Source organism: Siminovitchia fortis (assembly GCF_007681465.1).
Taxonomy (GTDB): domain Bacteria; phylum Bacillota; class Bacilli; order Bacillales; family Bacillaceae_C; genus Siminovitchia; species Siminovitchia fortis.
The window spans coordinates 44,901-70,993 of the sequence record NZ_VEKZ01000003.1; the positions used below are offsets into that span (position 1 = coordinate 44,901).

The window sequence follows — 26,093 nt, forward strand, 5'->3', positions numbered from 1 at the left end:
CGTTTTAATTGGCAATTGAACAATGGCGGGAAGAAATGCGAGCTCTTCTTGATGAATGCAGGGAAAGCCTCCCTATCGCTGAGGGGAAAGTATTGGTCATCGGCTGCTCAACATCCGAAATTGCCGGGCAAAAAATCGGCACTTCCGGCACGCTGGAAGCCGCAAGTATGCTGTACGAAGAATTGAAGAAGTTTGCGGACGATAAAAAGGTCCATCTCGCTTTTCAATGCTGCGAACATTTAAACCGTGCTTTAGTCGTTGAAAGGCAGATTGCTTCAGAAAATGGCTGGGATGAAGTAACAGTTGTTCCGGTCCGAAATGCGGGCGGATCCATGGCCACTTATGCCTATTCACAAATGAAGGATCCGGTGGTTGTTGAATTTATCAAGGCAGATGCAGGCATTGATATAGGTGACACGTTTATCGGAATGCATTTGAAACATGTGGCTGTACCGGTAAGAGTCAGCCAAAAATCTGTGGGCGGCGCCCATGTGACGATTGCAACGACAAGGCCGAAGCTGATTGGCGGGGCAAGAGCGGTATATGAAAAGCAAAAACTGAACGATCAATGTTCCTTTTAAGAGAAATGTTCCGTTTTTGTTCAAAAGAGGTTTGGAAAGTCCGACTCTTCATGTTAAAATAAAAGCGATTACGAATACAAGCGAGACTTGAAAGGATGAGGGGGAGCAATATGAGCAAACTGAGTGAAAATAGTGCTTTAAGTGCTATTGCACAAGAAGATCCGCAAGTTTATGAAGCCATTCAAAAGGAATTGAAAAGGCAGCGGACGAAAATTGAATTGATCGCATCCGAAAACTTTGTCAGCGAAGCGGTAATGGAAGCGCAAGGATCGGTGTTGACAAATAAATATGCTGAAGGCTATCCCGGCCGCCGTTATTATGGAGGCTGTGAGTATGTCGATATTGCCGAGGACTTGGCACGCGACCGTGCAAAACAGATCTTTGGTGCTGAGCATGCAAACGTACAGCCGCATTCCGGAGCTCAAGCAAACATGGCCGTTTATTTTACTATTCTTGAGCATGGGGATACTGTGCTGGGCATGAACTTGTCACACGGCGGGCACCTTACCCACGGCAGCCCGGTCAACTTCAGCGGGGTACAATATAATTTTGTCGAATACGGTGTTGATAAAGAAAGCCACCGCATCAATTACGAAGATGTACGCCAAAAAGCGCTTGAGCATAAGCCGAAGCTGATTGTCGCGGGTGCCAGCGCATATCCAAGAGTCATTGATTTTGAGAAATTCCGTGAAATCGCCGACGAAGTCGGGGCTTATTTTATGGTGGATATGGCTCATATTGCCGGTCTTGTGGCGGCAGGACTCCATCCTAATCCGGTTCCATATGCCGATTTTGTTACAACAACTACTCACAAAACATTGCGCGGTCCACGCGGCGGAATGATCCTTTGCAAAGAAAAGTTTGCAAAATCAATCGATAAGTCCGTTTTCCCTGGAATTCAGGGCGGCCCGCTCATGCACGTCATTGCCGCAAAAGCCGTTGCATTTGGTGAAGTTTTGCGTGCTGATTTCAAAGATTACGCAAAACTCATTATGGAAAATGCAAACAGGCTTGCCGAAAGCCTTAAAGAAGAAGGTGTGAACCTCGTTTCCGGCGGAACGGACAACCACTTGCTTCTATTGGATGTGCGTTCTTTGGGATTGACCGGAAAAGATGCGGAAAAAGTTCTTGATGATGTAGGGATCACTGTCAATAAAAACACGATCCCATACGATCCTGAAGGCCCGTTTGTAACAAGCGGCATCCGTATAGGAACAGCGGCTGTTACATCACGCGGATTCGGAATGAAAGAAATGGATGCAATCGCCTCCTTGATCGCTTTTGTCCTGAAAAATAACGGCGATGAAGAGAAATTGGAAGAGGCACGCAAGAAGGTTGAGGCCATCACATCCCGTTTCCCTCTCTATGAATAATTTTTTTATGAACAGTCTGTCTATCAAAGGCAGGCTGTTCTTGTGGTTGTCGAATAAACGGGCGCTTTCGCTTTTCTAGTTGCCGAAAGATTTTCTTTTATGTAAAATGGGCAGGGATATAACGACCAGAGCGAGGGTGAATTGGTTCTGCCTGCCGTCTGAATCACTTCAAAGCTCCCGTCTTGATCGTAAATAAAAGAACAAAGGAGAGAGCACGCATGGGCAAAGTTCATATAATCGACCATCCTCTCATTCAGCACAAAATTACATACATCCGCGATAAAAATACAGGGACAAAGGAATTCCGCGAGCTTGTTGACGAAGTCGCAACGTTGATGGCTTTTGAAATTACCAGAGATATGCCCCTGAAAGAGATTGAAGTGGAAACGCCGGTGAGCAAGGCTACTTCGAAAGTGCTGGCCGGGAAAAAGATAGGCATTGTTCCGATCCTCAGAGCCGGAATCGGCATGGTGGACGGTATATTAAAATTAATTCCTGCTGCAAAGGTAGGGCATGTCGGTCTTTACCGTGACCCGGAAACTTTGCTGCCGGTTGAGTATTATCTAAAACTCCCAAGCGATATACAAGACAGATTTTTCATTATTGTCGACCCCATGCTTGCGACTGGCGGAACTGCCGTAGAAGCCATTCATTCCTTGAAAAAGCGCGGAGCCAAACAGATGAAGCTCATGTGCCTGATCGCCGCTCCCGAGGGAATTAAAGCCATCCAGGACGCCCATCCGGATGTGGATATTTATGTTGCGGGCGTGGATGAAAGGCTGAACGAAAAAGGATATATTGTACCGGGTTTAGGCGATGCCGGGGATCGTTTATTTGGGACAAAGTAATTCTGAGAATATAAAGAAAGAAGAGGGATCCCCAAATGAGTAAGCGAATCAAAGTACTATCTGTTTTCGGGACGAGGCCGGAGGCCATAAAGATGGCCCCGCTTGTGAAGGAGCTGAAAAATAGGAACGATGAGTTTGAGCCGTTCGTGGCTGTAACAGCCCAGCATCGGCAAATGCTTGATCAGGTACTTGAAATTTTTAATATCGAGCCGGATTTTGATTTGAATATCATGAAAGACCGGCAAACCCTGACTGATGTCACAACGCGCAGCCTTGAGGGGCTGGATGGGGTCATGAAAGACCTGAAGCCGGATATTGTTCTCGTTCACGGTGATACGACGACCACATTTTCCGCAAGCCTGGCCGCTTTTTACAACCAATCTGCTGTAGGCCACGTTGAGGCAGGCTTGAGGACATGGAATAAATATTCTCCTTTTCCTGAAGAGATGAATCGGCAGCTGACAGGGGTCATTGCGGATCTGCATTTTTCTCCTACTGAAAAAGCAGCCCGGAATCTGATCAATGAAGATAAAAAGGAAGAGAATATCTTTATCACCGGAAATACGGCTATCGATGCCCTTAAGACTACAGTAAAAAAGGAGTATGGGCACGCGGTGCTCGATAAGCTTGGGAACGACCGGCTGATCCTTCTCACCGCCCACCGCAGGGAGAATCTTGGCCAGCCAATGCGAAACATGTTCAGGGCCATTAAACGGATTGTAAATGAACAGCCGGATATCCAGGTCATTTATCCCGTTCATTTAAACCCGGTGGTTCGAAACATTGCTGATGAAGAGCTGGGCAATGACCAGCGCATACATCTGATCGAACCCCTTGGTGTCATTGATTTTCATAACTTTGCCAACCGGGCCCACTTGATACTCACCGATTCAGGGGGGGTTCAGGAGGAAGCGCCGTCTCTTGGAGTTCCGGTACTTGTTCTCCGGGATACGACAGAGCGCCCTGAAGGGATCGAAGCGGGGACGCTGAAGCTTGCCGGGACCGATGAAGAAACGATTTACCGCTTGGCCGCTGAATTGCTCACAGATTCCGAAGAATATAAGAAAATGGCCCAAGCCATCAACCCGTACGGTGATGGGGAAGCTTCAAAACGGATAGCGGATGCCATTTTATATTATTTTAAAATGAAAGATGAACGTCCTGAGCCTTTTCGGCCCGTTGATTGAACAGGAGGGAAAATTTCCTCCTGTTTTTGGTGATACTGCATGTATAACAATCCATGGCAGAAAAAGGTCGAAAAACCACATGTTAGATGAAATTTGATGAATTTGTGACAAACTGAAAAACGCGTTTAGTTTGTTTCTAATTTCACATGAAACCCGTTGACTTTGACATAACCCTATTGTATGCTAACAAAGGGTATGAAGAGGAGAGTTTATTCACTTTCTTTCAACCAAAAAGCGTTCGGAAATTGTTGAAAAAACACGGAATTTGCAGCCTGACTAAAAAATGCGAAAGATGATGCATATTGAGTAGGAAAAATCGTCATCTGCTTTACGGGATGGCCCTTTATTCTGCCATTTTGGCACAATTGACAGGCTCTATTCTTGCTGGGATTTTTATTGGAAGATGGCTGGATGAAAAAGCCGGGCTTGAGCCGCTTTTCATGATCATCGGCCTTCTTGCGGGCTTGGCGGCCGGGGTCTTTGCGGTTATTTTAACAATCCGGCAATCGGGGGATTAGAAAGACATGGATGATCTCCAACTGTTATTTTATAGATACAAGAAGTACATACTATACTTGTTGGCAATTTTTGTATTGGGCTGGGGCTTCTCCCATTACCAATCTATTTTTATGGGGTTGATTCTTGGAACTTCCATCAGCTTTTTCAATCTGTGGATGATGGTCCGCAGAATGGACAAGTTTGGGGAAGCCATGCTTGCTGGGCGCAAAATGCGTTCATTGGGGACGCTATCCAGGATGGCGGCTGCGATTTTGGCAGTATTCATCGCCGTTCAATATCCGGAAACCTTCAATCTCATGAGTGTAATTATAGGATTAATGACATCTTATCTTGTCATAGTCATAGATGCTTTAATCTCCATCCTTTTTAGAAAAGACAAGCAGCGGGAAGAGAGGTGAGTTCTAAATGGATCATGGAGCACCAGTTAAAGAAATATTTGGATTGTATTTCAATCTCGGAAACGTATTGATGATTACTGTAGCATCGCTTATCGTGTTTATCATAGCGGTGATCAGTACACGGACTTTGGCAATGAAACCGACAGGTATGCAGAATTTTATGGAGTGGGTATTCGATTTCGTCAGAAATATCGTTAAAAGCAATATGGACTGGAAAACAGGCGGACACTTCCACGTACTCGGCGTAACTTTGATATTTTATATATTTGTGTCCAACATGCTTGGTTTGCCATTTTCGGTATCTATCAATGATGAATTATGGTGGAAGTCACCGACAGCCGATCCGGTCATCACACTTACATTGGCAACAATGGTAGTGGCATTATCGCATTACTATGGAATTAAGCAAAAAGGTTTTGGCGAATATCTTCGCGGCTATGTCAGCCCAATGTGGTTCTTATTCCCGCTCAAAATTATTGAAGAATTTGCCAATACGTTGACGTTGGGTCTTCGTCTTTACGGAAACATCTTTGCAGGGGAGATTTTGCTTGGCCTGTTGGCCGGAGGGCTTGCAGCCATCGGAGCAGTCGGCTGGATTGCAGCAGCTATTCCAACGCTTGCATGGATGGGATTCTCCGTATTTATCGGAGCGATTCAGGCATTTATTTTTACTATGTTGACAATGGTTTATTTGGCCCACAAAGTCAATGAAGACCATTAATATATAATTGTTCATCAAATTGGACAATGACTTTTAACCAAAATACTTTTCATATATTTAAGGAGGAAATTTATAATGGGAATGTTAGCAGCAGCAATTGCAATCGGATTGGCAGCTCTTGGAGCAGGTATCGGTAACGGATTGATCGTTTCCCGCACAGTAGAAGGGATTGCACGTCAACCGGAAGCACGTGGTATGCTACAAACTACAATGTTCATCGGGGTAGCGTTGGTAGAGGCTATTCCTATCATCGCAGTTGTTATCGCGTTTATGGTTCAAGGCAGATAACATTTATTGAATAATCAGAACAAGTTTGAAAATGGCGAAGAAAAATATTGCTTCGCCATTTTTTAAGAAATCAAGTAGTTTATTAACAGGCCACCGGCTGAGGGCCGGTTGATTCAAAACCGATACGAAAGTCCGAAAGGAGTGGAGCGAGCTTGTTAACGAGCAGCTTTGTATTAGGAGCGGAAATTGCCGGTGTACGTTTTAATGGCGGCGACATCATTTTCCAGCTTGTAATGTTTATTATACTAATGGCGCTGTTAAAGAAATTTGCCTGGGGACCATTGATGGGCATCATGAAACAGCGTGAAGAGCATATAGCGGGTGAAATCGAAGCGGCTGAAAAGAGCCGTACAGAAGCAAATAATTTGCTTGAAGAGCAAAAAGCTCTTTTGAAAGAAGCGCGTCAAGAAGCGCAAAACATGATTGAAAACTCCAAGAAACATGGCGAAAACCAACGCCAGGAAATTATGGAAGCCGCTCGCCGGGAAGCGGAGCGTTTAAAAGAAACTGCACGCTTGGAAATTGAGCAGGAAAAAGAAAATGCTGTTGCAGCTTTGCGTGAGCAAGTAGCATCATTATCCGTAATGATCGCGTCGAAAGTGATTGAAAAAGAATTGACGGCTGAAGACCAAGAAAAGCTGATCAATGAATATATCGAAAGAGCAGGCGAGGATCGATGAGTAATCCTGTCGTTGCTGAACGCTACGCTTTGGCTCTTTATCAGGTAGGAAAAGAACAGAACATGTCTGATAAGATTGACGAAGAGCTGAGGACGATTAAAAAGGTCCTTGTTCAAAATCCGGGCTTTATCAATCTTTTGCAATCTCCGAAGCTTTCTTTGGAAGACAAAAGAAATCTGATTGCAAAGTCTTTTCCAAACGTATCTGTGCCTGTTATTAATACTCTCATGTTATTGGCAGATCGGCACAGAGAAAACATCATGGTTGAAGTGGCTGAATCCTATATCAACCGTCTGAATGAAGAACGGGGTATTGCCGAAGCGACTGTCTATTCAGTCAGGGCTTTGACTGCGGATGAATCCAAAGCCGTCTCTGCTGTGTTTGCCCCAAAAGTAGGCAAGCAAACATTAAATATCGAAAATATTGTTGATCCAAACATGCTCGGCGGTGTCAAAGTGCGCATCGGAAACAGGATCTTTGACGGAAGCCTTCGTGGAAAACTTGACCGGCTTGGACGCAAACTGACTAGTTAAGAAAGATTTGAATAATGTGGGGTGAAATGCATGAGCATCAATGCTGAAGAAATCAGTGCGCTGATAAAACAGCAAATTGAAAACTATCAAGCTGAATTAGAAGTAAATGATGTTGGAACAGTTATACAAGTAGGGGACGGTATTGCCCGTGCATACGGACTGGACAACGTCATGGCCGGAGAACTTGTCGAGTTCTCTAACGGTGTTATGGGAATGGCGCAAAACCTCGAGGAAAGCAACGTCGGTATCGTTATCCTTGGACCATATACAGAAATTCGTGAAGGCGATGAAGTTCGCCGTACAGGACGCATCATGGAGGTTCCTGTCGGTGAAGAGCTTATCGGCCGTGTAGTCAATCCGCTGGGACAGCCTGTCGATGGAATGGGACCGATCAATACTGCGAAAACCCGTCCAATTGAAAGCCCGGCACCTGGCGTAATGGATCGTAAATCAGTCCATGAGCCACTGCAAACCGGCATCAAGGCAATTGACGCTCTTGTTCCAATCGGGCGCGGTCAGCGTGAATTGATTATCGGTGACAGACAAACAGGTAAAACAACTGTTGCCATCGACACTATTTTGAATCAACGCGAAGAAAACATGGTCTGTGTATATGTCGCAATCGGACAGAAAGAATCTACTGTAAGGAATGCAGTGGAGACACTTCGCAAGCATGGGGCAATGGATTATACAATCGTAGTTACAGCTTCAGCTTCCCAGCCTGCACCACTGTTATTCTTGGCTCCATATGCCGGGGTAACAATGGGTGAAGAGTTCATGTATAACGGCAAGCACGTTCTTGTTGTTTACGACGACCTTTCCAAACAGGCTGCTGCATATCGTGAACTTTCCTTGCTTCTCCGCCGCCCGCCGGGACGTGAAGCATATCCGGGGGATGTTTTCTATTTGCACTCCCGCTTATTGGAACGTGCAGCGAAACTCAGTGATGCAAAAGGCGCTGGATCGTTGACAGCATTACCGTTCGTTGAGACCCAGGCAGGAGACATCTCTGCTTATATTCCTACGAACGTTATTTCCATCACAGATGGGCAGATTTTCTTGCAATCCGATTTATTCTTCTCCGGTGTACGCCCGGCGATCAACCCAGGTCTTTCTGTATCCCGTGTTGGTGGATCCGCTCAAATTAAAGCAATGAAAAAAGTTGCAGGAACGCTCCGTCTGGACCTTGCGGCTTTCCGTGAACTTGAATCATTTGCTCAATTCGGATCCGACCTGGACAAGGCCACCCAGGCAAAACTTGCCCGCGGCCAACGCACAGTTGAAGTGTTAAAACAGGATCTGAATAAACCGATCAGAGTCGAAAAGCAAGTAGCGATTCTTTATGCTTTAACCCGCGGGTTCTTGGATGACATCCCTGTTCAGGATATCCAAAGATTTGAAGAAGAATTATATTCATGGCTTGACCATAACCGTGCAGAATTGCTTGAATCAATCCGCTCTACTGGAAATCTCCCGGCAGACGAAGATATGGCGGATGCATTGAATACATTCAAGAAAACATTTGCCAAAAGCGATTCTTAATCTTGATGACGGCTGAAGGTGCCAAGCTCTAATAGCCCCTGGCGCCTTTTCGAAAGAATACGACTACTTCAAATACAGGGTGGTGAGAACCAGTGGCATCATTGCGTGATATCCAAAACCGCATCAATTCGACGAAAAAAACAAGTCAGATTACGAAAGCGATGCAAATGGTATCGGCGGCAAAGTTGAATCGTGCAGAAACAAACGCCAAGTCATTTGTTCCATATATGGAAAAGATCCAGGAAGTGGCTGCGAGCATAGCTTTGGGAAGCAAAGATGCAACCCATCCAATGCTTGTATCACGTCCGGTCAAAAAAACAGGATACCTTGTGATCACAGCTGACCGCGGGCTTGCGGGGCCATATAACAGCAGTATTTTACGGACTGTTAACGCCAAAATCCAGGAACGCCATAAAAGCAAAGACGAATATGCGATCATTGCTATCGGAAAAATGGGACGCGACTTTTTCGTAAAAAGAAATATGAATGTCGTCCTGGAAATTACGGGCCTTTCTGATCAGCCTTCATTCGTTGATATCATGGACATCACTCGAAATACAGTCGGAATGTTTTCCGACGGTACATTCGATGAACTATATATGTACTACAATCACTTCGTAAGTGCCATGACACAGGAAGTGACAGAAAAAAAAGTATTGCCTTTGACAGATTTGGGCACAACGACCAAACTCATGTCATATGAATATGAGCCTTCTGCTGAAGCCATTCTCGACGTTTTGCTTCCACAATATGCTGAAAGCTTGATATATGGGGCTCTGCTTGACGGAAAAGCAAGTGAGCACGCTGCAAGGATGACGGCGATGAAGAGTGCGACAGATAATGCATCTGAACTCATTGACAGCCTGACATTATCCTATAACCGGGCTCGCCAGGCAGCGATTACCCAAGAAATCACTGAAATTGTCGGCGGTGCGGCCGCATTGGAATAAACCAAATTGACACTATTAATATTGATCCCAGGTAGGAGGGAAAAAAATGAGCAAAGGACAGGTATTGCAAGTAATGGGACCGGTTGTCGACGTTAAGTTCCCAGACGGCCATCTCCCTGAGATTTATAATGCGCTGAAAGTAACGTACAATGCTCAATCAGAAACAGAAGTGAATATCGACCTAACATTGGAAGTTGCCCTTCATCTTGGCGATGATACCGTTCGTACGATTGCCATGGCATCCACTGACGGTGTTCAAAGGGGCATGGAAGTTGTTGATACGGGAGCTCCAATTTCTGTTCCGGTCGGTGACATCACCTTAGGACGCGTCTTCAACGTATTGGGTGAAAATATTGACTTGGACGAACCAATTGACACAGATGCAAGACGTGACTCCATCCACCGTTCAGCACCTAAGTTTGACCAGCTTTCTACGGAAGTCGAAATCCTTGAAACGGGAATAAAAGTTGTTGACCTGCTTGCACCATATATCAAAGGTGGAAAAATCGGCCTCTTCGGCGGTGCAGGTGTAGGTAAAACTGTATTGATTCAGGAATTGATCAACAACATCGCGCAAGAGCACGGCGGTATTTCCGTATTCGCCGGCGTTGGAGAGCGTACGCGTGAAGGAAATGACCTTTACTACGAGATGAAAGACTCTGGCGTTATTGATAAAACAGCAATGGTATTCGGACAGATGAACGAACCGCCTGGTGCACGTATGCGCGTTGCCTTGACAGGTTTGACAATGGCTGAATATTTCCGTGATGAACAAGGGCAGGACGTTCTTTTCTTTATTGACAACATTTTCCGTTTTACACAAGCAGGCTCAGAGGTTTCCGCCCTTCTTGGCCGTATGCCTTCTGCCGTTGGCTATCAGCCGACACTTGCTACGGAAATGGGTCAACTACAGGAAAGAATCACATCTACAAACGTTGGTTCTGTAACATCCATCCAGGCAATTTATGTACCTGCGGATGACTACACTGACCCTGCTCCGGCAACAACGTTTGCTCACTTGGATGCAACGACAAACCTTGAGCGTAAGCTTTCTGAAATGGGTATATACCCTGCGGTTGACCCGCTTGCTTCCACATCGCGTGCGCTTTCCCCTGAAATCGTTGGAGAAGAGCACTATGAAGTAGCGCGTCAAGTACAGCAAACACTTCAAAGATATAGAGAACTTCAGGATATCATTGCGATTCTTGGTATGGATGAACTTTCAGATGAAGACAAACTGACTGTTCACCGTGCACGCCGTATCCAGTTCTTCTTGTCTCAAAACTTCCACGTGGCTGAGCAATTTACAGGACAGCCTGGATCTTATGTGCCTGTACAGGAAACTGTACGTGGATTCAAAGAAATCCTCGAAGGCAAATATGACCATCTTCCTGAGGATGCTTTCCGTCTTGTTGGTCCAATTGAAGATGCGGTCAAAAAAGCTGAGGAAATGGGCGTAGAAGCATAAACAGGGACGAGGAGGCGATCAAATGAACACTTTGAAAGTAAGTATTGTCACTCCAGACGGCCCAGTCTATAATTCAGAAGTTGAAATGGTCAGCACTAAGGCTGAAACAGGCGAGCTGGGAATACTTCCAGGGCATATTCCATTGGTTGCTCCCCTGCAAATCGGTGCAGTCCGATTAAAGAATGGAAGCAAAACAGAATATGTTGCAGTAACCGGCGGATTTTTGGAAGTTCGTCCTGAAGAAGTCACCATTCTTGCACAGGCTGCTGAAAGAGCGGAGAACATTGATTTTGCGCGTGCTCAAGCAGCCAAGGCTCGTGCAGAGCAGCTTCTGCAAAGCAATCGGGATGACATAGATTTCAAAAGAGCGGAGCTCGCATTGAAACGTGCGATGAACCGGATTGATGTGTCACAGCACAGATAAAACATTCAATATAACACCTTCTGGTCTTGACCTGATCGGAAGGTGTTATTTCTGACAAGGAACGGAGGCTCTCCAATGATTGATGGAATGGAAATCGGCCAACAGGCCCTTATCAGCATCTCATCCCATTTGGTGTTTATCGGTTTTACTTTTTGGGCTCTCCAGGCGCTGCACTTCGATAAACTCCTAAGCGCCGGCCGTGTCTTCCAGGCAAGAGTTCTGTATATTTTTTTAACGATTGCTATCGGTTCTTCTGTCAGCAACTTCTTCCTCGACTATTTGCACTGGTCACGCCAGCTTCAATATTTTTTTAAATAGGTCTTTTGGCTCGTTTTTAAATGAGAGCTTTTTGTTATGATTTGAGTTGTGAGTACGGCAATTAAGAAATTTGTCGAAATTGCTCTGGTAATTTTCTACATATGCAGTTATTCTTAAAGTATGTCCTCCTCAACAGTGGAAACACTTATTGTTAAGGGGGAGAGTAGAATGAAAAAATACTGCAGGAAGCACCTTATTCCGTTTATGCTTTTTACCTGTTTGTTTGCCGTTATTGTGGGGAATAAAACAAGTGTTGCAGGGCAAAGCGGGCTGGATATAGAAAAATTGGCATATGCAGTTCAGCAGCAACATGGCACCATCATTGAATGGTCTCTACATACAAGAGAACTGGCTGAACAACCATCACAGGAGTGGACTGTCGCCAGGCTGAAGAAAAAATTCCCCGAATGGGAATGGTCTTTTTCCGCCGCTGCTGGGAGCGAAACGGTGACAGGGATCAAACGGCACGGGCATATTGAAGAAAAAATAAAAGCCGTGACAGCCGATAACAGGGCCAATCTCGCATCTTACGTTTCCTATGAAATCAAAGGTACAACGTGGGATAAGAGCATGGCAAAAAGAACCGGCAATTTGCTGCAATCCAGAACGGAACTGATTTTTAAACAAAAACCTGTTGTTTTCTCTTGTATCAAAGGCATATTCAATGATGAAAATGATTTTGGGCGATCTCACGTTAAAGAAATGATGTCATCTCTTCTGGCGAAAGAGAAAGAGGCACTCAGAGAAGAGGATTTTTTGTCCATCTCAGCGTATTCCTCTCTTTTTTCACAATCTCTCTCTCTTCCCGGTGAGGAAATGAACCTGCAGATTGGTCTGCGCAAAAACGATGCAGGACATGGTACATACTTCACGGTAGGCACACCCATCCTGACAAATGAATACTAATATAAAAGAAAATAGACGCGGAGGGGAATACTCTTGGAAAAGATCATCGTCCGCGGCGGAAAAAGGCTCAGCGGCACAGTCAAGGTTGAAGGTGCAAAAAATGCTGTTTTGCCTGTTATCGCTGCATCATTATTGGCAAGCGAAGGAAAAAGCGTCATTCGCGAAGTACCAACTCTCTCCGATGTATACACGATTGGTGAAGTGTTGCGTCACTTAAATACGGAAGTAAAGTTTGAAAATAAAACGGTGTATGTGAATGCTTCAAAAGATCTCCATATTGAAGCTCCGTTTGAATATGTTCGGAAAATGAGAGCATCAGTGCTTGTGATGGGCCCTTTACTGGCGAGGCAGGGCAAAGCCCGCGTGGCTCTTCCGGGCGGATGCGCAATCGGTTCCCGTCCGATCGATTTGCATTTAAAAGGTTTTGAAGCGATGGGAGCGAAAGTATCTGTAGGAAATGGATACATTGAGGCCGCAGCCGAACAATTGACTGGTGCTAAGATCTACTTGGATTTTCCGAGTGTCGGCGCTACACAAAATATTATGATGGCAGCGGTACTGGCCAAAGGAACAACAGTCATTGAAAACTGCGCGAAAGAACCGGAAATTGCGGATCTTGCAGCTTATTTGAATAAAATGGGCGCTGATGTAAGAGGTGCAGGCACTGAAACGATTATTATCGAGGGTGTCGAGCGGCTGTACGGTGCCGACCATACGATTATGCCGGACAGAATTGAAGCCGGGAGCTTTATGGTTGCGGCGGCCATAACCGGAGGGGACGTGCTTATTGAAGGTGCAATCGCCGACCATATGGCTTCTGTGATTGCCAAGCTTGAAGAAATGAATGTGAAGATTATTGAGGAAGAAAATGGTCTTCGCGTCATTGGCCCTGAAAAACTGAAGCCGGTTGATATTAAAACAATGCCGCATCCCGGATTTCCAACAGATATGCAATCACAAATGATGGCCCTGCTGCTTTGTGCAGAAGGAACAAGCGTCATTACAGAAACGGTATTTGAAAACCGTTTTATGCATGTAGAAGAATTCCGCAGAATGAACAGCGATATTAAAATCGAAGGCCGTTCAGTTATTATCCAAGGGCCGTGCAAGCTTCAGGGAGCTGAGGTTGCTGCAACAGATTTGCGTGCAGCGGCAGCATTAATCATCGCAGGGTTAAGGGCAGAAGGATATACCCGGGTAACCGAGCTTAAGCACTTGGACCGCGGTTATCTCGATTTCCATAAAAAGCTGCAAAGCCTTGGGGCAGATGTTGAACGGATCACGGATATCTCCGGAGAAATGAACCAGGAAGAAATAAATATTGTAACTGACATCAATGCATGATACGATAAACCCGCGAAAGCGGGTTTTTCTATTAAGCTAAAGAAAGCATAAGATTTTTTAGCTTTAAAATTTTGAATAAAGCCTTTTGTTGTCTAGCTCCAGCGCCTATCGACTAGCAGACTTCGCACCTCCTCCTACGATAAGTCAACATCGGCTCGTTCCTCGCCGTGTTGTCCGGCTGCGAGTGCCATCGGCTCGAGGTCATAAGCCAATCGCTGCTGAAGGCAAACTACGCCTTCTTCAGCGCTCGTCTTATGCTTGTCGCCGATAAGCAGGCACTCTCGCACTTCCTTATCCTTTATCTCGTCGGAGGCACTCCAGTCTGTACGTCGATGGGCAAGGCGCTTACTCTTTTCTTATTTCCCGATCTTAGAAAGCATAAATGCTTGTCCTTCTGAATAAATTGGACCGAGGTGATTGTTTTTTTGTCACCTTAATTTTTATATTGGAGGCATCAGGCATGAAGCAATTAAAACCGCTGCTTTTTACGTCCGCTATCTTAATCGTTGTTTCTTTTCTCGTTCCATCCCTCCTCGTCCTGCCTTTTTCTAAAGAGGAACCCACTGTTGAACTTGATGAACAATCGGCCGAGTTGCCGCCAAAGGAAACGGCTCAGCCTTCTGCTGAGGTTGCGGTTTACCGCACTGCCGCCAAAACGGTGGAAAAACTTCCGTTGGAAGAATACGTGGCCGGTGTGGTTGCATCGGAAATGCCGGCTGAATTTGAAGAGGAAGCACTGAAAGCACAGGCGCTTACTGCAAGAACATATATCGTCAACCAGCTGCTCAATCCTGAAAACGCGCAGATCCCTGAAAATGCAAACGTAACCGATACGGTCAACCATCAAGTGTTTAAAAATAAGGAAGAATTGAAGCGTCAATGGGATAAAGACTTCGATTGGAAGATGAAAAAAATAAAAGATGCCGTAAAGGCGACAGAAGGAAAAGTACTTACTTATAATAACAAACCAATTTCCGCGTCCTTTTTCTCCACGAGCAATGGCTATACGGAGAACGCGGAGGATTATTGGAATAACCCTGTTCCCTATTTGAAAAGTGTGGAAAGCCCATGGGACAGCCAATCACCCAAATTCAGTGACCAAAAAGTCATCAGTGTAAAAGAATTTCAGCAAAGGCTTAATGTCAACATTGAAAAGTCTGGCGATATCGGAACGGTCACAGCCCGAACGCCGGGAAAAAAGGTGGCTGCTGTGACGATCGGCGGAAAGAGTTTTACAGGCAGGGAAATCCGTGAAAAGCTCGATCTTAAATCGACAGATTTCAATTGGGAAAGGAAAGGAAATTCCATCATCATTAAAACCAAAGGATTCGGCCATGGTGTCGGAATGAGTCAGTATGGCGCGAATGGAATGGCTAAAGAAGGTCGAAAATACGATGATATTGTCAGTCATTATTATCAGGGTGTAACGATATCAAATGTAAGCCAGTTTTTTGATAAAAGGATGGCTTCGACCCAATAATGAAAAGCCGGCAGCCCCAAAGGGGAATGCCGGTTTTTTAAAAATGAGGGAATATGCAGGGAAAATCCATTTTTCTGTATAAAAAACACATAATATCAGAAAATAAGAAGTGTTTTTCTCATTTTCAAGTATATTATTCTGTCTTTCTGTTCACAATGATGGCAGAGGTGATGAAAATGAGAGAGGAAGAAAAGAAGCGATCTTCTCTAAAAAACTTTTTTAGAAAGCGGTGGGTTTTTCCGGCAATCTATCTTGCCAGTGCTGCATTGCTCATTTCCACGATATTCTGGTACCAGACCGCCGGCAAAAATACGGCTGATAAGCCTAATTTGACGGAGGAAAGCAAAGAGCTGACCGGAATGAACGATGATACAGTCGTAGAGGTCAATCAGTCCCTGGAAAATGTCTCTGTTCCTGTAAAGAATGAAGAAAAAGTGGAATACATTACACAATTTTTTGACGCCGATGCGGCAGCGGAAGAGCAGGAAGCAGCACTCATTGTAGATGGAAATAAATATCGCCCTAACATGGGGGTCGATATTGCCATGAAGGACGGCTCGGAGTTTGAAGTAATAGCTTCCCTCAGCGGGAAGGTGACTGCAGCCCGGAATGATTCCCTGCTTGGAAATGTGATTGAAGTCGAACATGAAAATGGTGTGAAGACGATCTATCAATCAGTCAAAGACATGCAGGTGAAATCCGGCGATACTGTCAAGCAGGGGCAGAAGCTTGCCACGTCAGGAACAAGCCAATTTAATAAGGAAGCCAAAAACCATCTGCATTTTGAAATTCGGAAAGACAACACGGCACTCAATCCGCTCGACTTTTTCGGGCAGCCATTCACCGCTTTTGAAAAAGTAGACAATGAAACAGCTGACACGGACAAGCAGGAAGATGCATCCGGTGAAACGGAACAAAACCCTGCAGCAGGGGAGTCCAATCAGCAAGAGACTGAAGTTGAGAAAGATGTCCAATCCGAAGAGACTGATGCAGAGAAAGATAATCAGTCCCAAGAGACTGATACAGATGAAGATGGTCAGTCATCCCAAATGACAGATGAATAATTGATATCGAGACAGGCGAATTTTTTCTGGCCTGTCTTTTTATTTGTTTGGGAAACGATATGATGTGATATGTCTAGCTTCAGGCGCCTTCCGCTTTTCTTATTTTCAATGGCCTTTCCAATATTCGTTTTTATCATAAAATTATTTGTCCACCGCCTTGTCCTTATTGTCTTTTTCGAGCATATATCATCATCTGGACAAATAAGATGATACCAACACGATAAAAACAGAGAGTGCTTGAGGTGAGTAATCGTTTAAATAGAGCCTACATTGAATTCAATATTTGTTTATTTCCCGTACTAGGAGCTTGATTTGCAAAAGATGATTTCCTATCCGTACAGTATGCTGTGGAACAGATGGGAGGTTCCAATAAAGCAGACCCAGCATGTATATACAAAAGACGAGTCTCATTTCACACTCCTCACATCCAATTCAGGGAGGGCGAGTGGTGTGCACGATTACATCAAAGAGCGAACGATCAAGATTGGAAAGTATATCGTGGAGACGAGAAAAACGGTTCGCATGATTGCGAAAGAGTTTGGCGTATCCAAAAGTACTGTCCATAAAGATTTGACAGAAAGGCTGCCGGAATTGAACCCGGAGCTTGCCAACCAGGTGAAAGGCATTTTGGAATATCATAAATCAATCAGGCATCTCAGGGGGGGAGAAGCGACCAAACAAAAGTACAAAAAAGCTGAGCTTCAAAAATAGTTTTATGCTGAGGAAGGCAGTAAATCGCGGGCCTTCTTCTTTGATTTTCTTCGGGAAAAAGCCATTGAAGGCAAAGTACGCCTTCGCAAGCGTTCGTCTTATGCTTATCGGGGCTGAGCAAGGCGTCTCCGCTTTTCTATATGTCAAAAAACCTAATATTTTGTCAATCCTTCATTCCTTTTTAGGTCCGGGGTATGATAATATATATAATTAGGGATATGTGTGTTCATCGGAAATGTACATAATGAAGTTTTTAATATATGAAGGTAGGGATCGAAAAATGTTGGCAAAAGATATCGGCATTGACTTGGGAACGGCTAATGTTCTGATTCATGTAAAGGGGCAGGGAATCGTCTTGAATGAGCCATCGGTTGTGGCTATAGATAAGAATACGAATAAAGTCCTTGCGGTCGGCGAGGAGGCAAGGCGCATGGTTGGAAGGACGCCGGGAAATATTGTAGCCATTCGCCCTTTGAGGGATGGGGTCATTGCCGATTTTGATGTTACGGAATCAATGTTGAAGCATTTTATCAATAAATTGAATGTGAAGGGATTTTTATCAAAGCCCCGCATTCTTATTTGCTGCCCGACGAACATTACAAGCGTGGAACAGAAAGCGATCAAGGAAGCGGCGGAAAAAAGCGGAGGAAAGAAAATTTACCTTGAGGAAGAACCTAAAGTTGCCGCAATCGGTGCAGGAATGGATATTTTTCAGCCGAGCGGAAACATGGTTATCGATATCGGCGGAGGCACTACGGATGTGGCTGTGCTTTCGATGGGCGACATTGTGACGTCCGCTTCTATAAAAATGGCAGGCGACAATTTTGACAACGAGATCTTAAATTACGTTAAAAAAGAGTACAAGCTGTTAATCGGGGAAAGGACAGCAGAAAATATCAAAATCAATATTGGTACGGTTTTCCCTGGTGCCCGTGATGAGGAAATGGAAATACGCGGACGGGATTTGGTCAATGGACTTCCGCGCACGATCACTGTTAATTCAAAGGAAATAGAAGGGGCTTTAAAGGAATCGGTTGAAGTTATCGTTCAGGCTGCAAAAAATGTATTGGAAAAAACTCCGCCGGAGCTTTCCGCAGATATTATTGACAGAGGTGTCATTTTAACAGGCGGCGGAGCGCTTCTTCATGGAATTGACCAATTGCTTGCAGAGGAGCTGCGCGTACCGGTTTTAGTGGCTGATGAGCCAATGGATGCGGTTGCGATCGGGACAGGCATCATGCTGGAAAATATTGATAAGATCGACAGGCGCAGTATTGTTTAAACGGGGGCATGATCAATGTTAAGAGGCCTTTTTACAGCAGCATCAGGAATGTATGCTTCGCAGCGAAAGACGGAAATGTTAACGAATAATATGTCAAACGCCCAAACACCGGGATATAAAGCGGACCATTCACATGTCCGGGCCTTTCCGGAAATGCTTATTGAACGCTTCAATGCCGGAAAAAGCCGGACGAATCGGGTAGGAGGACTGCATACAGGCGTATATGTCCAGGAGATGATCCCGCGTTTTGTACAGGGCGATACCATTCAGACCGAGCGGTCTACCGATCTTGCACTATTGGATCGGGCGGATGGAACTGCTTTTTTCTCAGTGGAACAGAACGGCCAGGTGAAATATACACGGAACGGCAGATTTACAGTCGATCCGTCGGGCGTGTTAACAACGGAAAACGGCTGGCCTGTCCTTGATGTAAACGGTAATCAGATTCGGGTGGCCAGCGAGGAGTTCGAGGTGGATGAAGCGGGCAGGATTACAGAAAACGGTGCACAAGTAGCCCGTTTAGGAATCGTGCTGACAGATAATCCGGAGAATCTTGCCAAAGACGGTGACGGATTTTTTAGGACGGAAAATAACACTGCCCTTCCGTTTGCCCAAAATGCTGATTTTGCCGTTTCTCAAGGGTTTGTTGAAAAATCGAATGTTGATATTACACGCTCGATGACTGACATGATCACGGCTTACAGAACATTTGAGGCAAACCAGAAAGTCGTGCAGGCTTATGACCGCAGCCTGGACAAAGCAGTCAATGAAGTCGGAAGGGTCAACGGATAAGAGGGTGAAGAAGAGTGAATAGAACAATGATAACGGCCGTTAATACACTTGGACAATTACAAAAACAAGTTGATTTGATCGGCCATAATATGGCAAACGCTGAAACCGCAGGTTATAAGACAAGGGAAGCCTCCTTTGCTGATTTGATGGCTCAGCAAATCAACAACTATTCTTCCGCCGGGCTAGAAACCGGCAGACAGTCACCCCTGGGAATCCGCCAAAGCCCCGGCGCAAGGATTTCCCAAACAGCGATGCTTTCCAAGCAGGGTTCATTGAAAACAACCGGCCGCCCGCTTGATGTTGCTTTTACAAAAGAGAATCAATATTTAAAAGTAAGGGTCCAGGAAGGCGGCGTGCCCCAAATCCGTTTTACCCGGAATGGTGAACTCGATATTGTGAATGCCGGAGGCCAATGGATGCTCGCAACAAAGGACGGTCATCCGGTTTTAGATGAAAACAACCAAGTGATTACTTTTCCCGGAAAAGTTGAAGAGGTTCAAATGGTCCGGCCTGGTCTGTTGGAAGCAAGAATGGATAATGGCGGGAATATCGCATTCCAATTGGGCGTAATAGCTCTAAACAAGCCCCAGTACATGGAACAGAAGGGAAATACGCTTATAGGGCTGCCTGATGGTGCGGATAATAATGCAAATCAGATTTATGCTGATTTGAACGGGGCCCGAAGGCAGGAAATCTCCCTTCAGCAGGGTGTATTGGAAGCTTCCAATGTAGATATCGGAAAAGAGATGACGGACATGATGGCTGCACAGCGGTCAATTCAGTTCCAGTCCAGATCCATCACTCTTGCAGACCAAATGATGGGTCTGATCAATGGAATACGTTAACTTTCTTCGTTTATTCAAATGGCCAAAAGGAGTTTTTTTCTATGTCGGCTAAATTTATCAGCAAAGATCAATCTAAGACACGTGAGCAAATGGATAAAAAGCGAAACAAAGAAAAAAATATGGAAGAGCCTTTAAAAAAGGTCAAGGTCCGGCTCATCCCCATTTGGCTGAAGGTTTTGATTGTCATTTTTTTAACCGCGGTGTGTTTGATTGCAGGCGTCGTGACAGGATATGCTGTCATCGGTGACGGAAAACCGCAGGATGCTTTAAAAAAAGAAACATGGACTCATATTATCGACATTGTAAATAAGGAAAAGTAAAGGCTGTCTCAGCCTTTTTTTACTATTTATTTTGGAGGAATGAATCATGATGGATATTCAGCAAATAAAAGAAATTATTCCGCACCGCTACCCGTTTTTACTCGTCGACCGGATCCTTGAAATTGAGGAAGGCAAACGGGCAGCCGGATTGAAAAATGTAACGGCAAATGAGGAATTTTTCAATGGGCATTTTCCGGATTATCCCGTCATGCCTGGTGTTTTAATTGTTGAGGCGCTTGCTCAAGTTGGTGCAGTGGCCATGCTTAAAAAAGAGGAAAATCGCGGAAAGCTTGCCTTTTTTACAGGAATTGATAAATGCCGCTTCAAGCGTCAGGTGAAACCAGGCGACCAGCTTCATTTGGAAGTGGAAATCATTCGGGTGAAAGGCCCAATCGGCAAAGGGAAAGGCACTGCTCGGGTCGGTGAAGAGATTGTCTGCGAAACTGAAATCATGTTTGCCATTGGGGAATAATGGATAAAGAACCAAGTAGGAGGGGATTCATGGAAAATCTTCGAAAAAAGATTGAAGAATTTGGGGAATTTGGGAAAGCTAAAATCAGGCCAAACAGGCCCTAGTGTCTGAGCCGATCTTACCCACATGATGTGGGCCTAAAAATCTGAAAGGAGCTTACCAAAATGAATCCAAAGTTCGGAAAAATCATTGGGGCAGTCGCCCTCACATCGCTGCTTTTCGCGGGATGCGCAAATAATAACCAAGAGCCGCCTCCGCCAAATGACAATAACGGTGTCCAGGACAACAACGACGTCAATGACAATAATGGCGTCAACGATAACAACGATTTGAATAACGACAACAACCTGGACAACAATGACGGCGTTAATACGGATAACAATGATTTGGACAACAACAATTATCGCATGGATGAAGACGATAACAGATAAAAAGCGGGATTCCCCGCTTTTTATTTATTTCTTGGTAACAGGCTGCTTCATTCTCATTCTTGCCTTGAACTCCTTTAATAATGTTTCTCCGCTCAACCCTTCTTTTATCAGATCGTCCAACAGCAATTCCAAGTATTCGTTCCGGCGCTTGCTCAGTCGGCCCGTAAACAAAACGCTGATGTGGTCCTTCACCGGTCTGATGGAGTGAATTGAAACGGTAAATGGGGCTGGATCGTTGGCAGCATGGGTGATGATCACCCGAATTTCAAATGGCTCTCCTTTTTCATGAATAGACTCGAAATACGATTGAAACCGGTTATCGATATATGCCTCAATGATCCAGCTTCCTTCTTCATTCTCCTTATTGATGATCAAACCATCTGTAAGCGGTATGTTTTTTGCTTCCCGCTGATCATCGACTATTTGCAGGGCTACGATTTTAAAAGTTTTCAAATCGAGTCTCCTCCATATGTTCTTTTTTAAAGTATATCATTTTCTCATTTTCACTACATAGTTATAAGAGACCACTTTATTCGACACGGTCCTTCAAAGTTTGATCTTTTTTTAAAAACATCCAATATTCTTTTATAGGCAAAAAAATATAATGAAAATCGAAATTTGATTATAGGAATAGTTTATTTTTTAGGTGTATTTCTCGGGGAAAAATGATTTTTGAGCATTTTACATCCCGAAGGATCGCTTATAAAATATGGGTACCAAACAAAAAGGAGTGATCAATTGATAAATCAGGTAACATTGGTCGGGAGGCTGACAAAAGATCCGGAGCTTCGTTACACGGTGGAAGGAAAAGCGGTTTTGAATATTACACTTGCGCTTAACCGCCATTACCGAAACGCCCAAGGTGAATTTGATGCAGACTTTGTGCTTTGCACCCTCTGGAACAAGATTGCTGAAAATACCGCCAAGTATTGCAGTAAAGGTTCCATCGTCGGAATCATGGGGAAAATTCAAACGAGAAATTACGAAGATCATGATGGAAAAAAGGTCTATGTTACCGAAGTCGTTGCTGATTCAGTGAAATTCATGGGAGGGCGAACAAAAGATGAAAGGCCTGCTGTTTCAAGCCAGCCTGCAGGCTAAGGAGGTGAACATTTGAGAAGAGCCGGTCAAGGTGATTCGCTGGAACTCCTTGTCAGTGACCTCATTTTCAAGCTTGGAAAAGCCAACCAGAAAATCCATACTCTTTCCCAACGGGTTCATCAACTTGAACTTCTCTTAAATCAACAGACACCCGAACAATCTTCAGCAAATCCTTATAACCTCCTAGAGAAACATTGATCCATCCATTTTCAGCCTCAATCATCCAATTTAATTGTATCCTCGTTTGGCCGCCCCCAAAATGGAAGACCAGCTGCGATTGGCTGGTCTTTTTTACTTGTCCAGCTTCAGGCGCCATCGGCGCAAGGATTAAGCCAAGCGCTGATGAAACAAACTACGCCTTCTTCAGCGCTTGTCTAGCTTTGCGCCCAAGGCTGCGCGCCTTGCGCTTTTCTTACGGCTTCGGAATCCAAAAATCTTTCCCGTTATATACGGTAATCCCTTTTAAAGTCTCTTTTTTGCCATTCACTATCCTGACATTTCGGTTGGCTGGATATTGAATGATTTTCCCGTTTTTTTCGGCTATAAAGATGGCTTGTTTGTTTTTATCAGCTTTTATTTTTGTGTTATATCCCATTTGTACATAATAATCCCCGGCTGGGACAAACCTTTTTTTCGTAAGTTCGGAAAGCGGGGAAAGCCCAAGATGTTTAATGACATATTCAGGCAACTCCGTATTATTAATGAGGCCCTGAGGCTTATGCAGCACTCCCTTACCGCCATAGCTGTATAAAAAGACGTCTTCACCCGAATGGCCTCGGGTGGTAAAACCCAAGTGGGCACGTTCGGCCATTAATTGAACCATCGCTTTTTCAATGTCCTCCGCTTTTTTAATCCGTTCTATCTGAGATTGCGAGAGATCATCCAATCCGTAGCTTTCCAGGACATCTTTCATATTTGATTTGTTTCTTTTTAATTGGGATACAGCACCTGTCACGGTAAGCGAAGCTTTCTTCAAAGGTTCTGTAAAATGTTCCGGCGGTGTTTCGGGATACGATTGGTCCGTCTGTCTGTTACCCATTGTCAATCCGCTGTTTCCGTGGTCTGCGACAGCGATTAGAAGGGTATTTTGATCTTTTATTGCAAATTGCAATGCTTCTTTAACAGCTTCATCAAATGCCAGAACCTCACTGACCATTCCGACCGGGTCATTTTTGTGTCCGGCAAAATCAACTTTGCTCCCCTCGATAAAGAGAAAAAAACCGTTAGGGTTTTGAGCAAGTGTCTGCAGCGCTTTTTTAGTCATTTCGGCAAGGGAAGGCTGTTCAGGATGAAGCTTTCTTCTGTCGAACTCATAGGCAATGTCCTCTTCGGAAAAAAAGCCGTGAAGCCGCAAACCGTTTGAATTCATCATTTCTGTTTTTGTGGAAATATGATCCGGAATAAATGCATATTTTTTTCCTCCGCCGAGCATGACATCGATATTTTGATGGGCCTGCTGAACGCCGATCTCTTTCATTTGATGGCGGCTGTTAGAATGCGCTGAAAAAGCGGCGGGTGTGGCATGCTGAATAGGGGCTGTGGCGATGATCCCCGTTGCAAGGCCTTTTTCTTTTGCGGCTTCTAAAACGTTTGCGACAGGCCGTCCTCTGTTTTCTTTAACGGGAATCATACCAATGAAATCCACGGTCGTTTTATGTCCGGTTGCCATGGCGGTTGCAGCTGCCGCTGAGTCGGTAATGGCTGAACGTAAGGAATAGGTACGGACTCCTCCTGTCAATATTTCATCCAATGCAAGCGGTTTGCCTTTATAATGCCTTGCCAATGTAATGACGTCCGAATTAGTTCCGTCCATTATCATGAAGATGACATTCTTCCGGCTGCCCTCCTTCAAAGAGGCTTCTGCGTTACAAGGCATAGCAAAACTAAAAGAATATATTAAAACAGCAATGATCAGTCTTTTAAACATCATTTACCTCCAATTTATGCTGGATGGTCTTATTATTGGAAGGAAAAATGAATTTATTCGAGGGTGAAAAGAAAAGTGCAAGGCGCCTGGAGCCAGGCATAACGCATATATTCTCAAAAAAATAAAAAACCGCAACGCTTTTATTCGCGTTACGGTTTTTGTTCTAATAAAACTTTTTGAATCCGTCGAATTTGCTTTTCCAGTATGAATTATTAAGGCTGGTAATCTCAACTCCGTTATTTCCTGCATGGATGAACTGGTTGCTTCCCAGGTAGATTCCCATATGTGAAATGCCGCTGCGATATGTATTTTTGAAAAATACCAAATCTCCGGGTTGAGGACTTTTTACATAATGTGAGCGGTTATAGTATCCGTCCGTACCTAATCTGCTTATGTTGTGGCCCGCTTGTTTAAATGCATAATAAATGAATCCGCTGCAATCAAATCCTGCGGGAGATGTCCCGCCCCAGGCATATTTAGTTCCAACATGCTGTTTGGCCGCATCGACCACGCTGCCGGTTTTTTTCACCGGGTTTGACACCGAGGCAGCTGTTTGTTTTCCGGCGCTTCCGGAAGAGGCTGCGGAAGAAGAGCTGCCATTTAGGCGAAGGACTTGCCCTACATAAATCAAATCCGATCTTAACCCGTTTGCCTGTTTTAACTGTGTTACGGTTGTTCCGTATTTAGCCGCTATACGGCCAAGTGTGTCGCCGGATACAACCTTATGTGTACTAGCACTGCCACTGTTGCTGCTTGTTGATGAACCGGAGCTTGGAGCGGTTGATGGCTTCGGTGCCGGTGCAGACGAAGAGCTGCCATTTAGGCGAAGGACTTGCCCTACATAAATCAAATCCGACTTTAACCCGTTTGCCTGCTTTAACTTTGTGACGGTTGTCCCGTATTTAGCCGCTATACGGCCAAGTGTATCGCCGGATACAACCTTATATGTACCAGCATTGGCGCCGCTGCTTTTAGCTGATGAACTGGAGCCGGAAGCGGTTGATGGCTTCGGTGCCGGTGCAGACGAAGAGCTGCCATTTAGGCGAAGGACTTGCCCTACATAAATCAAATCCGACTTTAACCCGTTTGCCTGCTTTAACTTTGTGACGGTTGTCCCGTATTTAGCCGCTATACGGCCAAGTGTATCGCCGGATACAACCTTATATGTACCAGCATTGGCGCCGCTGCTTTTAGTTGATGAACTGGAGTTGGAAGCGTTTGATAGCTTTGGTGCCGGTGCAGATGATGTGCCGCCGCTTCCCTGTGACACTTTCAAAACTTGCTTCGGATAGATGACTTCACTGCTTAAACCATTCAACTTTTTAATATTATTTACGGTTGTTTTGTATTGGCTTGCTATTTTCCAAAGATTGTCCCCGGGCTTTACTTCATGGCTTGCTGCCGAAGCTTTTCCAGAAAAAGTTGCCATTAATGCTACTGTAGCCACGCCGCCTACTAACTTTTTCCGCACAAATTATTCCCCCTAATAATTATAGCTTATTAGCCAGTTTAGCATAAATACTTCACAATCCATGTAAATAATACAAAATGTTACATTATTTTAATAATACAACCATATTTTACCAGT

At 44.7% G+C, this 26,093-nt stretch carries 32 protein-coding genes; 27 read left to right on the top strand and 5 right to left on the bottom strand.

What is annotated here, in order from left to right:
• Positions 1-8 precede the first annotated feature (8 nt).
• The 17 genes from FS666_RS01890 (at position 9) to murA (ending at position 14,080) form a co-directional block, all read left to right on the top strand.
• Positions 9-581 carry a TIGR01440 family protein gene (locus tag FS666_RS01890; RefSeq protein WP_120070663.1) on the top strand — a complete coding sequence of 191 codons (573 nt, stop codon included), beginning with the start codon at positions 9-11 and terminating at the stop codon, positions 579-581.
• Positions 582-691: 110 nt separating this feature from the next.
• Positions 692-1,954, top strand: a complete 1,263-nt coding sequence (locus FS666_RS01895; RefSeq protein ID WP_144460117.1) for a serine hydroxymethyltransferase — start codon at positions 692-694, stop codon at positions 1,952-1,954.
• A gap of 218 nt (positions 1,955-2,172) precedes the next feature.
• A complete protein-coding gene (gene upp, locus FS666_RS01900) occupies positions 2,173-2,802 on the top strand; it encodes a uracil phosphoribosyltransferase (RefSeq protein WP_120070668.1) in 630 nt (209 codons plus the stop codon).
• A 35-nt stretch (positions 2,803-2,837) separates the two neighbouring features.
• Positions 2,838-3,989 carry a non-hydrolyzing UDP-N-acetylglucosamine 2-epimerase gene (gene wecB, locus FS666_RS01905; RefSeq protein ID WP_144460116.1) on the top strand — a complete coding sequence of 384 codons (1,152 nt, stop codon included), beginning with the start codon at positions 2,838-2,840 and terminating at the stop codon, positions 3,987-3,989.
• Positions 3,990-4,291: 302 nt separating this feature from the next.
• Entirely contained in the window at positions 4,292-4,507 is a 216-nt protein-coding gene (locus tag FS666_RS01910) for an AtpZ/AtpI family protein (RefSeq protein WP_144460115.1), read from the top strand.
• A 6-nt stretch (positions 4,508-4,513) separates the two neighbouring features.
• Positions 4,514-4,906 carry an ATP synthase subunit I gene (locus FS666_RS01915; protein WP_144460114.1) on the top strand — a complete coding sequence of 131 codons (393 nt, stop codon included), beginning with the start codon at positions 4,514-4,516 and terminating at the stop codon, positions 4,904-4,906.
• A gap of 7 nt (positions 4,907-4,913) precedes the next feature.
• Positions 4,914-5,627, top strand: coding sequence for a F0F1 ATP synthase subunit A (gene atpB, locus FS666_RS01920; protein WP_120070680.1), 714 nt, complete (start codon positions 4,914-4,916; stop codon positions 5,625-5,627).
• 75 nt (positions 5,628-5,702) lie between these two features.
• Positions 5,703-5,915 carry a F0F1 ATP synthase subunit C gene (atpE, locus tag FS666_RS01925; RefSeq protein WP_018708433.1) on the top strand — a complete coding sequence of 71 codons (213 nt, stop codon included), beginning with the start codon at positions 5,703-5,705 and terminating at the stop codon, positions 5,913-5,915.
• Positions 5,916-6,067: 152 nt separating this feature from the next.
• Positions 6,068-6,595 (top strand): F0F1 ATP synthase subunit B, encoded by a 528-nt coding sequence (gene atpF, locus FS666_RS01930; protein ID WP_120070683.1) that lies wholly within the window; start codon positions 6,068-6,070, stop codon positions 6,593-6,595.
• Entirely contained in the window at positions 6,592-7,128 is a 537-nt protein-coding gene (locus FS666_RS01935; protein WP_120070686.1) for a F0F1 ATP synthase subunit delta, read from the top strand. Before atpF ends, FS666_RS01935 begins: the two co-directional genes overlap by 4 nt.
• Before the next feature lie 30 nt (positions 7,129-7,158).
• Positions 7,159-8,670 (top strand): F0F1 ATP synthase subunit alpha, encoded by a 1,512-nt coding sequence (atpA, locus tag FS666_RS01940; RefSeq protein WP_120070690.1) that lies wholly within the window; start codon positions 7,159-7,161, stop codon positions 8,668-8,670.
• A gap of 92 nt (positions 8,671-8,762) precedes the next feature.
• Positions 8,763-9,620, top strand: a complete 858-nt coding sequence (locus FS666_RS01945) for a F0F1 ATP synthase subunit gamma (protein ID WP_144460113.1) — start codon at positions 8,763-8,765, stop codon at positions 9,618-9,620.
• Positions 9,621-9,666: 46 nt separating this feature from the next.
• Positions 9,667-11,088, top strand: a complete 1,422-nt coding sequence (gene atpD / locus FS666_RS01950; protein WP_120070695.1) for a F0F1 ATP synthase subunit beta — start codon at positions 9,667-9,669, stop codon at positions 11,086-11,088.
• A gap of 22 nt (positions 11,089-11,110) precedes the next feature.
• Positions 11,111-11,512 (top strand): F0F1 ATP synthase subunit epsilon, encoded by a 402-nt coding sequence (locus tag FS666_RS01955; protein ID WP_144460112.1) that lies wholly within the window; start codon positions 11,111-11,113, stop codon positions 11,510-11,512.
• Between the two features lie 75 nt (positions 11,513-11,587).
• Complete coding sequence (locus FS666_RS01960) at positions 11,588-11,830, top strand: DUF1146 family protein (protein WP_144460111.1); 243 nt, start codon at positions 11,588-11,590, stop codon at positions 11,828-11,830.
• A 168-nt stretch (positions 11,831-11,998) separates the two neighbouring features.
• Positions 11,999-12,736 (top strand): YwmB family TATA-box binding protein, encoded by a 738-nt coding sequence (locus FS666_RS01965; protein ID WP_186306438.1) that lies wholly within the window; start codon positions 11,999-12,001, stop codon positions 12,734-12,736.
• 33 nt (positions 12,737-12,769) lie between these two features.
• A complete protein-coding gene (gene murA, locus FS666_RS01970; RefSeq protein ID WP_120070706.1) occupies positions 12,770-14,080 on the top strand; it encodes a UDP-N-acetylglucosamine 1-carboxyvinyltransferase in 1,311 nt (436 codons plus the stop codon).
• A gap of 134 nt (positions 14,081-14,214) precedes the next feature.
• On the opposite strand, the gene FS666_RS19625 is transcribed toward murA, so the two are convergent.
• Positions 14,215-14,367, bottom strand: a complete 153-nt coding sequence (locus FS666_RS19625) for a hypothetical protein (protein ID WP_164876254.1) — start codon at positions 14,365-14,367, stop codon at positions 14,215-14,217.
• Positions 14,368-14,540: 173 nt separating this feature from the next.
• On the opposite strand from FS666_RS19625, the gene spoIID reads away from it, so the two are divergent.
• The 9 genes from spoIID to FS666_RS02015 all read left to right on the top strand — a co-directional run bounded on the left by spoIID (position 14,541) and on the right by FS666_RS02015 (position 21,477).
• Positions 14,541-15,560 carry a stage II sporulation protein D gene (gene spoIID / locus FS666_RS01975; RefSeq protein ID WP_120070709.1) on the top strand — a complete coding sequence of 340 codons (1,020 nt, stop codon included), beginning with the start codon at positions 14,541-14,543 and terminating at the stop codon, positions 15,558-15,560.
• 176 nt (positions 15,561-15,736) lie between these two features.
• The gene (spoIIQ, locus tag FS666_RS01980; protein WP_235870287.1) at positions 15,737-16,624 is read left to right on the top strand and encodes a stage II sporulation protein SpoIIQ; all 888 of its coding nucleotides are present in this window, start codon (positions 15,737-15,739) and stop codon (positions 16,622-16,624) included.
• A gap of 450 nt (positions 16,625-17,074) precedes the next feature.
• Positions 17,075-17,335: a sporulation transcriptional regulator SpoIIID gene (spoIIID, locus tag FS666_RS01985; protein ID WP_018706548.1), complete on the top strand. Its 261-nt coding sequence runs from the start codon at positions 17,075-17,077 to the stop codon at positions 17,333-17,335.
• A 280-nt stretch (positions 17,336-17,615) separates the two neighbouring features.
• Complete coding sequence (gene mreB / locus FS666_RS01990) at positions 17,616-18,617, top strand: rod shape-determining protein (protein ID WP_120070711.1); 1,002 nt, start codon at positions 17,616-17,618, stop codon at positions 18,615-18,617.
• A 15-nt stretch (positions 18,618-18,632) separates the two neighbouring features.
• Positions 18,633-19,409 (top strand): flagellar hook-basal body protein, encoded by a 777-nt coding sequence (locus tag FS666_RS01995; RefSeq protein ID WP_144460109.1) that lies wholly within the window; start codon positions 18,633-18,635, stop codon positions 19,407-19,409.
• Positions 19,410-19,423: 14 nt separating this feature from the next.
• The gene (locus FS666_RS02000; RefSeq protein WP_144460108.1) at positions 19,424-20,254 is read left to right on the top strand and encodes a flagellar hook-basal body protein; all 831 of its coding nucleotides are present in this window, start codon (positions 19,424-19,426) and stop codon (positions 20,252-20,254) included.
• A gap of 41 nt (positions 20,255-20,295) precedes the next feature.
• Positions 20,296-20,574: a DNA-directed RNA polymerase subunit beta gene (locus FS666_RS02005; protein WP_120070719.1), complete on the top strand. Its 279-nt coding sequence runs from the start codon at positions 20,296-20,298 to the stop codon at positions 20,572-20,574.
• Positions 20,575-20,620: 46 nt separating this feature from the next.
• Complete coding sequence (fabZ, locus tag FS666_RS02010) at positions 20,621-21,046, top strand: 3-hydroxyacyl-ACP dehydratase FabZ (RefSeq protein WP_120070722.1); 426 nt, start codon at positions 20,621-20,623, stop codon at positions 21,044-21,046.
• Positions 21,047-21,210: 164 nt separating this feature from the next.
• Positions 21,211-21,477 carry a hypothetical protein gene (locus FS666_RS02015; protein WP_144460107.1) on the top strand — a complete coding sequence of 89 codons (267 nt, stop codon included), beginning with the start codon at positions 21,211-21,213 and terminating at the stop codon, positions 21,475-21,477.
• Between the two features lie 24 nt (positions 21,478-21,501).
• On the opposite strand, the gene FS666_RS02020 is transcribed toward FS666_RS02015, so the two are convergent.
• Positions 21,502-21,930 (bottom strand): YwpF family protein, encoded by a 429-nt coding sequence (locus tag FS666_RS02020; protein WP_186306437.1) that lies wholly within the window; start codon positions 21,928-21,930, stop codon positions 21,502-21,504.
• A 285-nt stretch (positions 21,931-22,215) separates the two neighbouring features.
• Here FS666_RS02020 and FS666_RS02025 point away from each other — a divergent pair, with 285 nt between their 5' ends.
• The gene (locus FS666_RS02025) at positions 22,216-22,578 is read left to right on the top strand and encodes a single-stranded DNA-binding protein (protein WP_120070736.1); all 363 of its coding nucleotides are present in this window, start codon (positions 22,216-22,218) and stop codon (positions 22,576-22,578) included.
• Between the two features lie 67 nt (positions 22,579-22,645).
• On the opposite strand, the gene FS666_RS19630 is transcribed toward FS666_RS02025, so the two are convergent.
• The 3 genes from FS666_RS19630 to FS666_RS02035 all read right to left on the bottom strand — a co-directional run bounded on the left by FS666_RS19630 (position 22,646) and on the right by FS666_RS02035 (position 25,976).
• Positions 22,646-22,801, bottom strand: a complete 156-nt coding sequence (locus tag FS666_RS19630; protein ID WP_186306436.1) for a hypothetical protein — start codon at positions 22,799-22,801, stop codon at positions 22,646-22,648.
• 189 nt (positions 22,802-22,990) lie between these two features.
• On the bottom strand, positions 22,991-24,505 hold the full coding sequence (locus FS666_RS02030) for an alkaline phosphatase (protein WP_144460174.1): 1,515 nt from the start codon (positions 24,503-24,505) through the stop codon (positions 22,991-22,993).
• A 163-nt stretch (positions 24,506-24,668) separates the two neighbouring features.
• Positions 24,669-25,976 (bottom strand): C40 family peptidase, encoded by a 1,308-nt coding sequence (locus FS666_RS02035; protein WP_244943816.1) that lies wholly within the window; start codon positions 25,974-25,976, stop codon positions 24,669-24,671.
• Between the last annotated feature and the right edge of the window lie 117 nt (positions 25,977-26,093).

Bases quoted from the DNA above. Each gene is read 5' to 3' on its own strand.
- spoIIQ (WP_235870287.1), top strand. From the start codon at position 15,737: ATGAGAGAGGAAGAAAAGAAGCGATCTTCTCTAAAAAACTTTTTTAGA.
- FS666_RS01960 (WP_144460111.1), top strand. From the start codon at position 11,588: ATGATTGATGGAATGGAAATCGGCCAACAGGCCCTTATCAGCATCTCA.
- FS666_RS01935 (WP_120070686.1), top strand. From the start codon at position 6,592: ATGAGTAATCCTGTCGTTGCTGAACGCTACGCTTTGGCTCTTTATCAG.
- wecB (WP_144460116.1), top strand. From the start codon at position 2,838: ATGAGTAAGCGAATCAAAGTACTATCTGTTTTCGGGACGAGGCCGGAG.
- FS666_RS01895 (WP_144460117.1), top strand. From the start codon at position 692: ATGAGCAAACTGAGTGAAAATAGTGCTTTAAGTGCTATTGCACAAGAA.
- upp (WP_120070668.1), top strand. From the start codon at position 2,173: ATGGGCAAAGTTCATATAATCGACCATCCTCTCATTCAGCACAAAATT.
- spoIID (WP_120070709.1), top strand. From the start codon at position 14,541: ATGAAGCAATTAAAACCGCTGCTTTTTACGTCCGCTATCTTAATCGTT.
- FS666_RS02030 (WP_144460174.1), bottom strand. From the start codon at position 24,505: ATGTTTAAAAGACTGATCATTGCTGTTTTAATATATTCTTTTAGTTTT.
- FS666_RS19630 (WP_186306436.1), bottom strand. From the start codon at position 22,801: ATGATTGAGGCTGAAAATGGATGGATCAATGTTTCTCTAGGAGGTTAT.
- FS666_RS02015 (WP_144460107.1), top strand. From the start codon at position 21,211: ATGAATCCAAAGTTCGGAAAAATCATTGGGGCAGTCGCCCTCACATCG.
- FS666_RS02005 (WP_120070719.1), top strand. From the start codon at position 20,296: ATGTCGGCTAAATTTATCAGCAAAGATCAATCTAAGACACGTGAGCAA.
- FS666_RS01955 (WP_144460112.1), top strand. From the start codon at position 11,111: ATGAACACTTTGAAAGTAAGTATTGTCACTCCAGACGGCCCAGTCTAT.
- FS666_RS01965 (WP_186306438.1), top strand. From the start codon at position 11,999: ATGAAAAAATACTGCAGGAAGCACCTTATTCCGTTTATGCTTTTTACC.
- mreB (WP_120070711.1), top strand. From the start codon at position 17,616: ATGTTGGCAAAAGATATCGGCATTGACTTGGGAACGGCTAATGTTCTG.
- fabZ (WP_120070722.1), top strand. From the start codon at position 20,621: ATGATGGATATTCAGCAAATAAAAGAAATTATTCCGCACCGCTACCCG.
- atpE (WP_018708433.1), top strand. From the start codon at position 5,703: ATGGGAATGTTAGCAGCAGCAATTGCAATCGGATTGGCAGCTCTTGGA.
- FS666_RS01915 (WP_144460114.1), top strand. From the start codon at position 4,514: ATGGATGATCTCCAACTGTTATTTTATAGATACAAGAAGTACATACTA.
- FS666_RS01995 (WP_144460109.1), top strand. From the start codon at position 18,633: ATGTTAAGAGGCCTTTTTACAGCAGCATCAGGAATGTATGCTTCGCAG.
- atpA (WP_120070690.1), top strand. From the start codon at position 7,159: ATGAGCATCAATGCTGAAGAAATCAGTGCGCTGATAAAACAGCAAATT.
- atpD (WP_120070695.1), top strand. From the start codon at position 9,667: ATGAGCAAAGGACAGGTATTGCAAGTAATGGGACCGGTTGTCGACGTT.
- atpB (WP_120070680.1), top strand. From the start codon at position 4,914: ATGGATCATGGAGCACCAGTTAAAGAAATATTTGGATTGTATTTCAAT.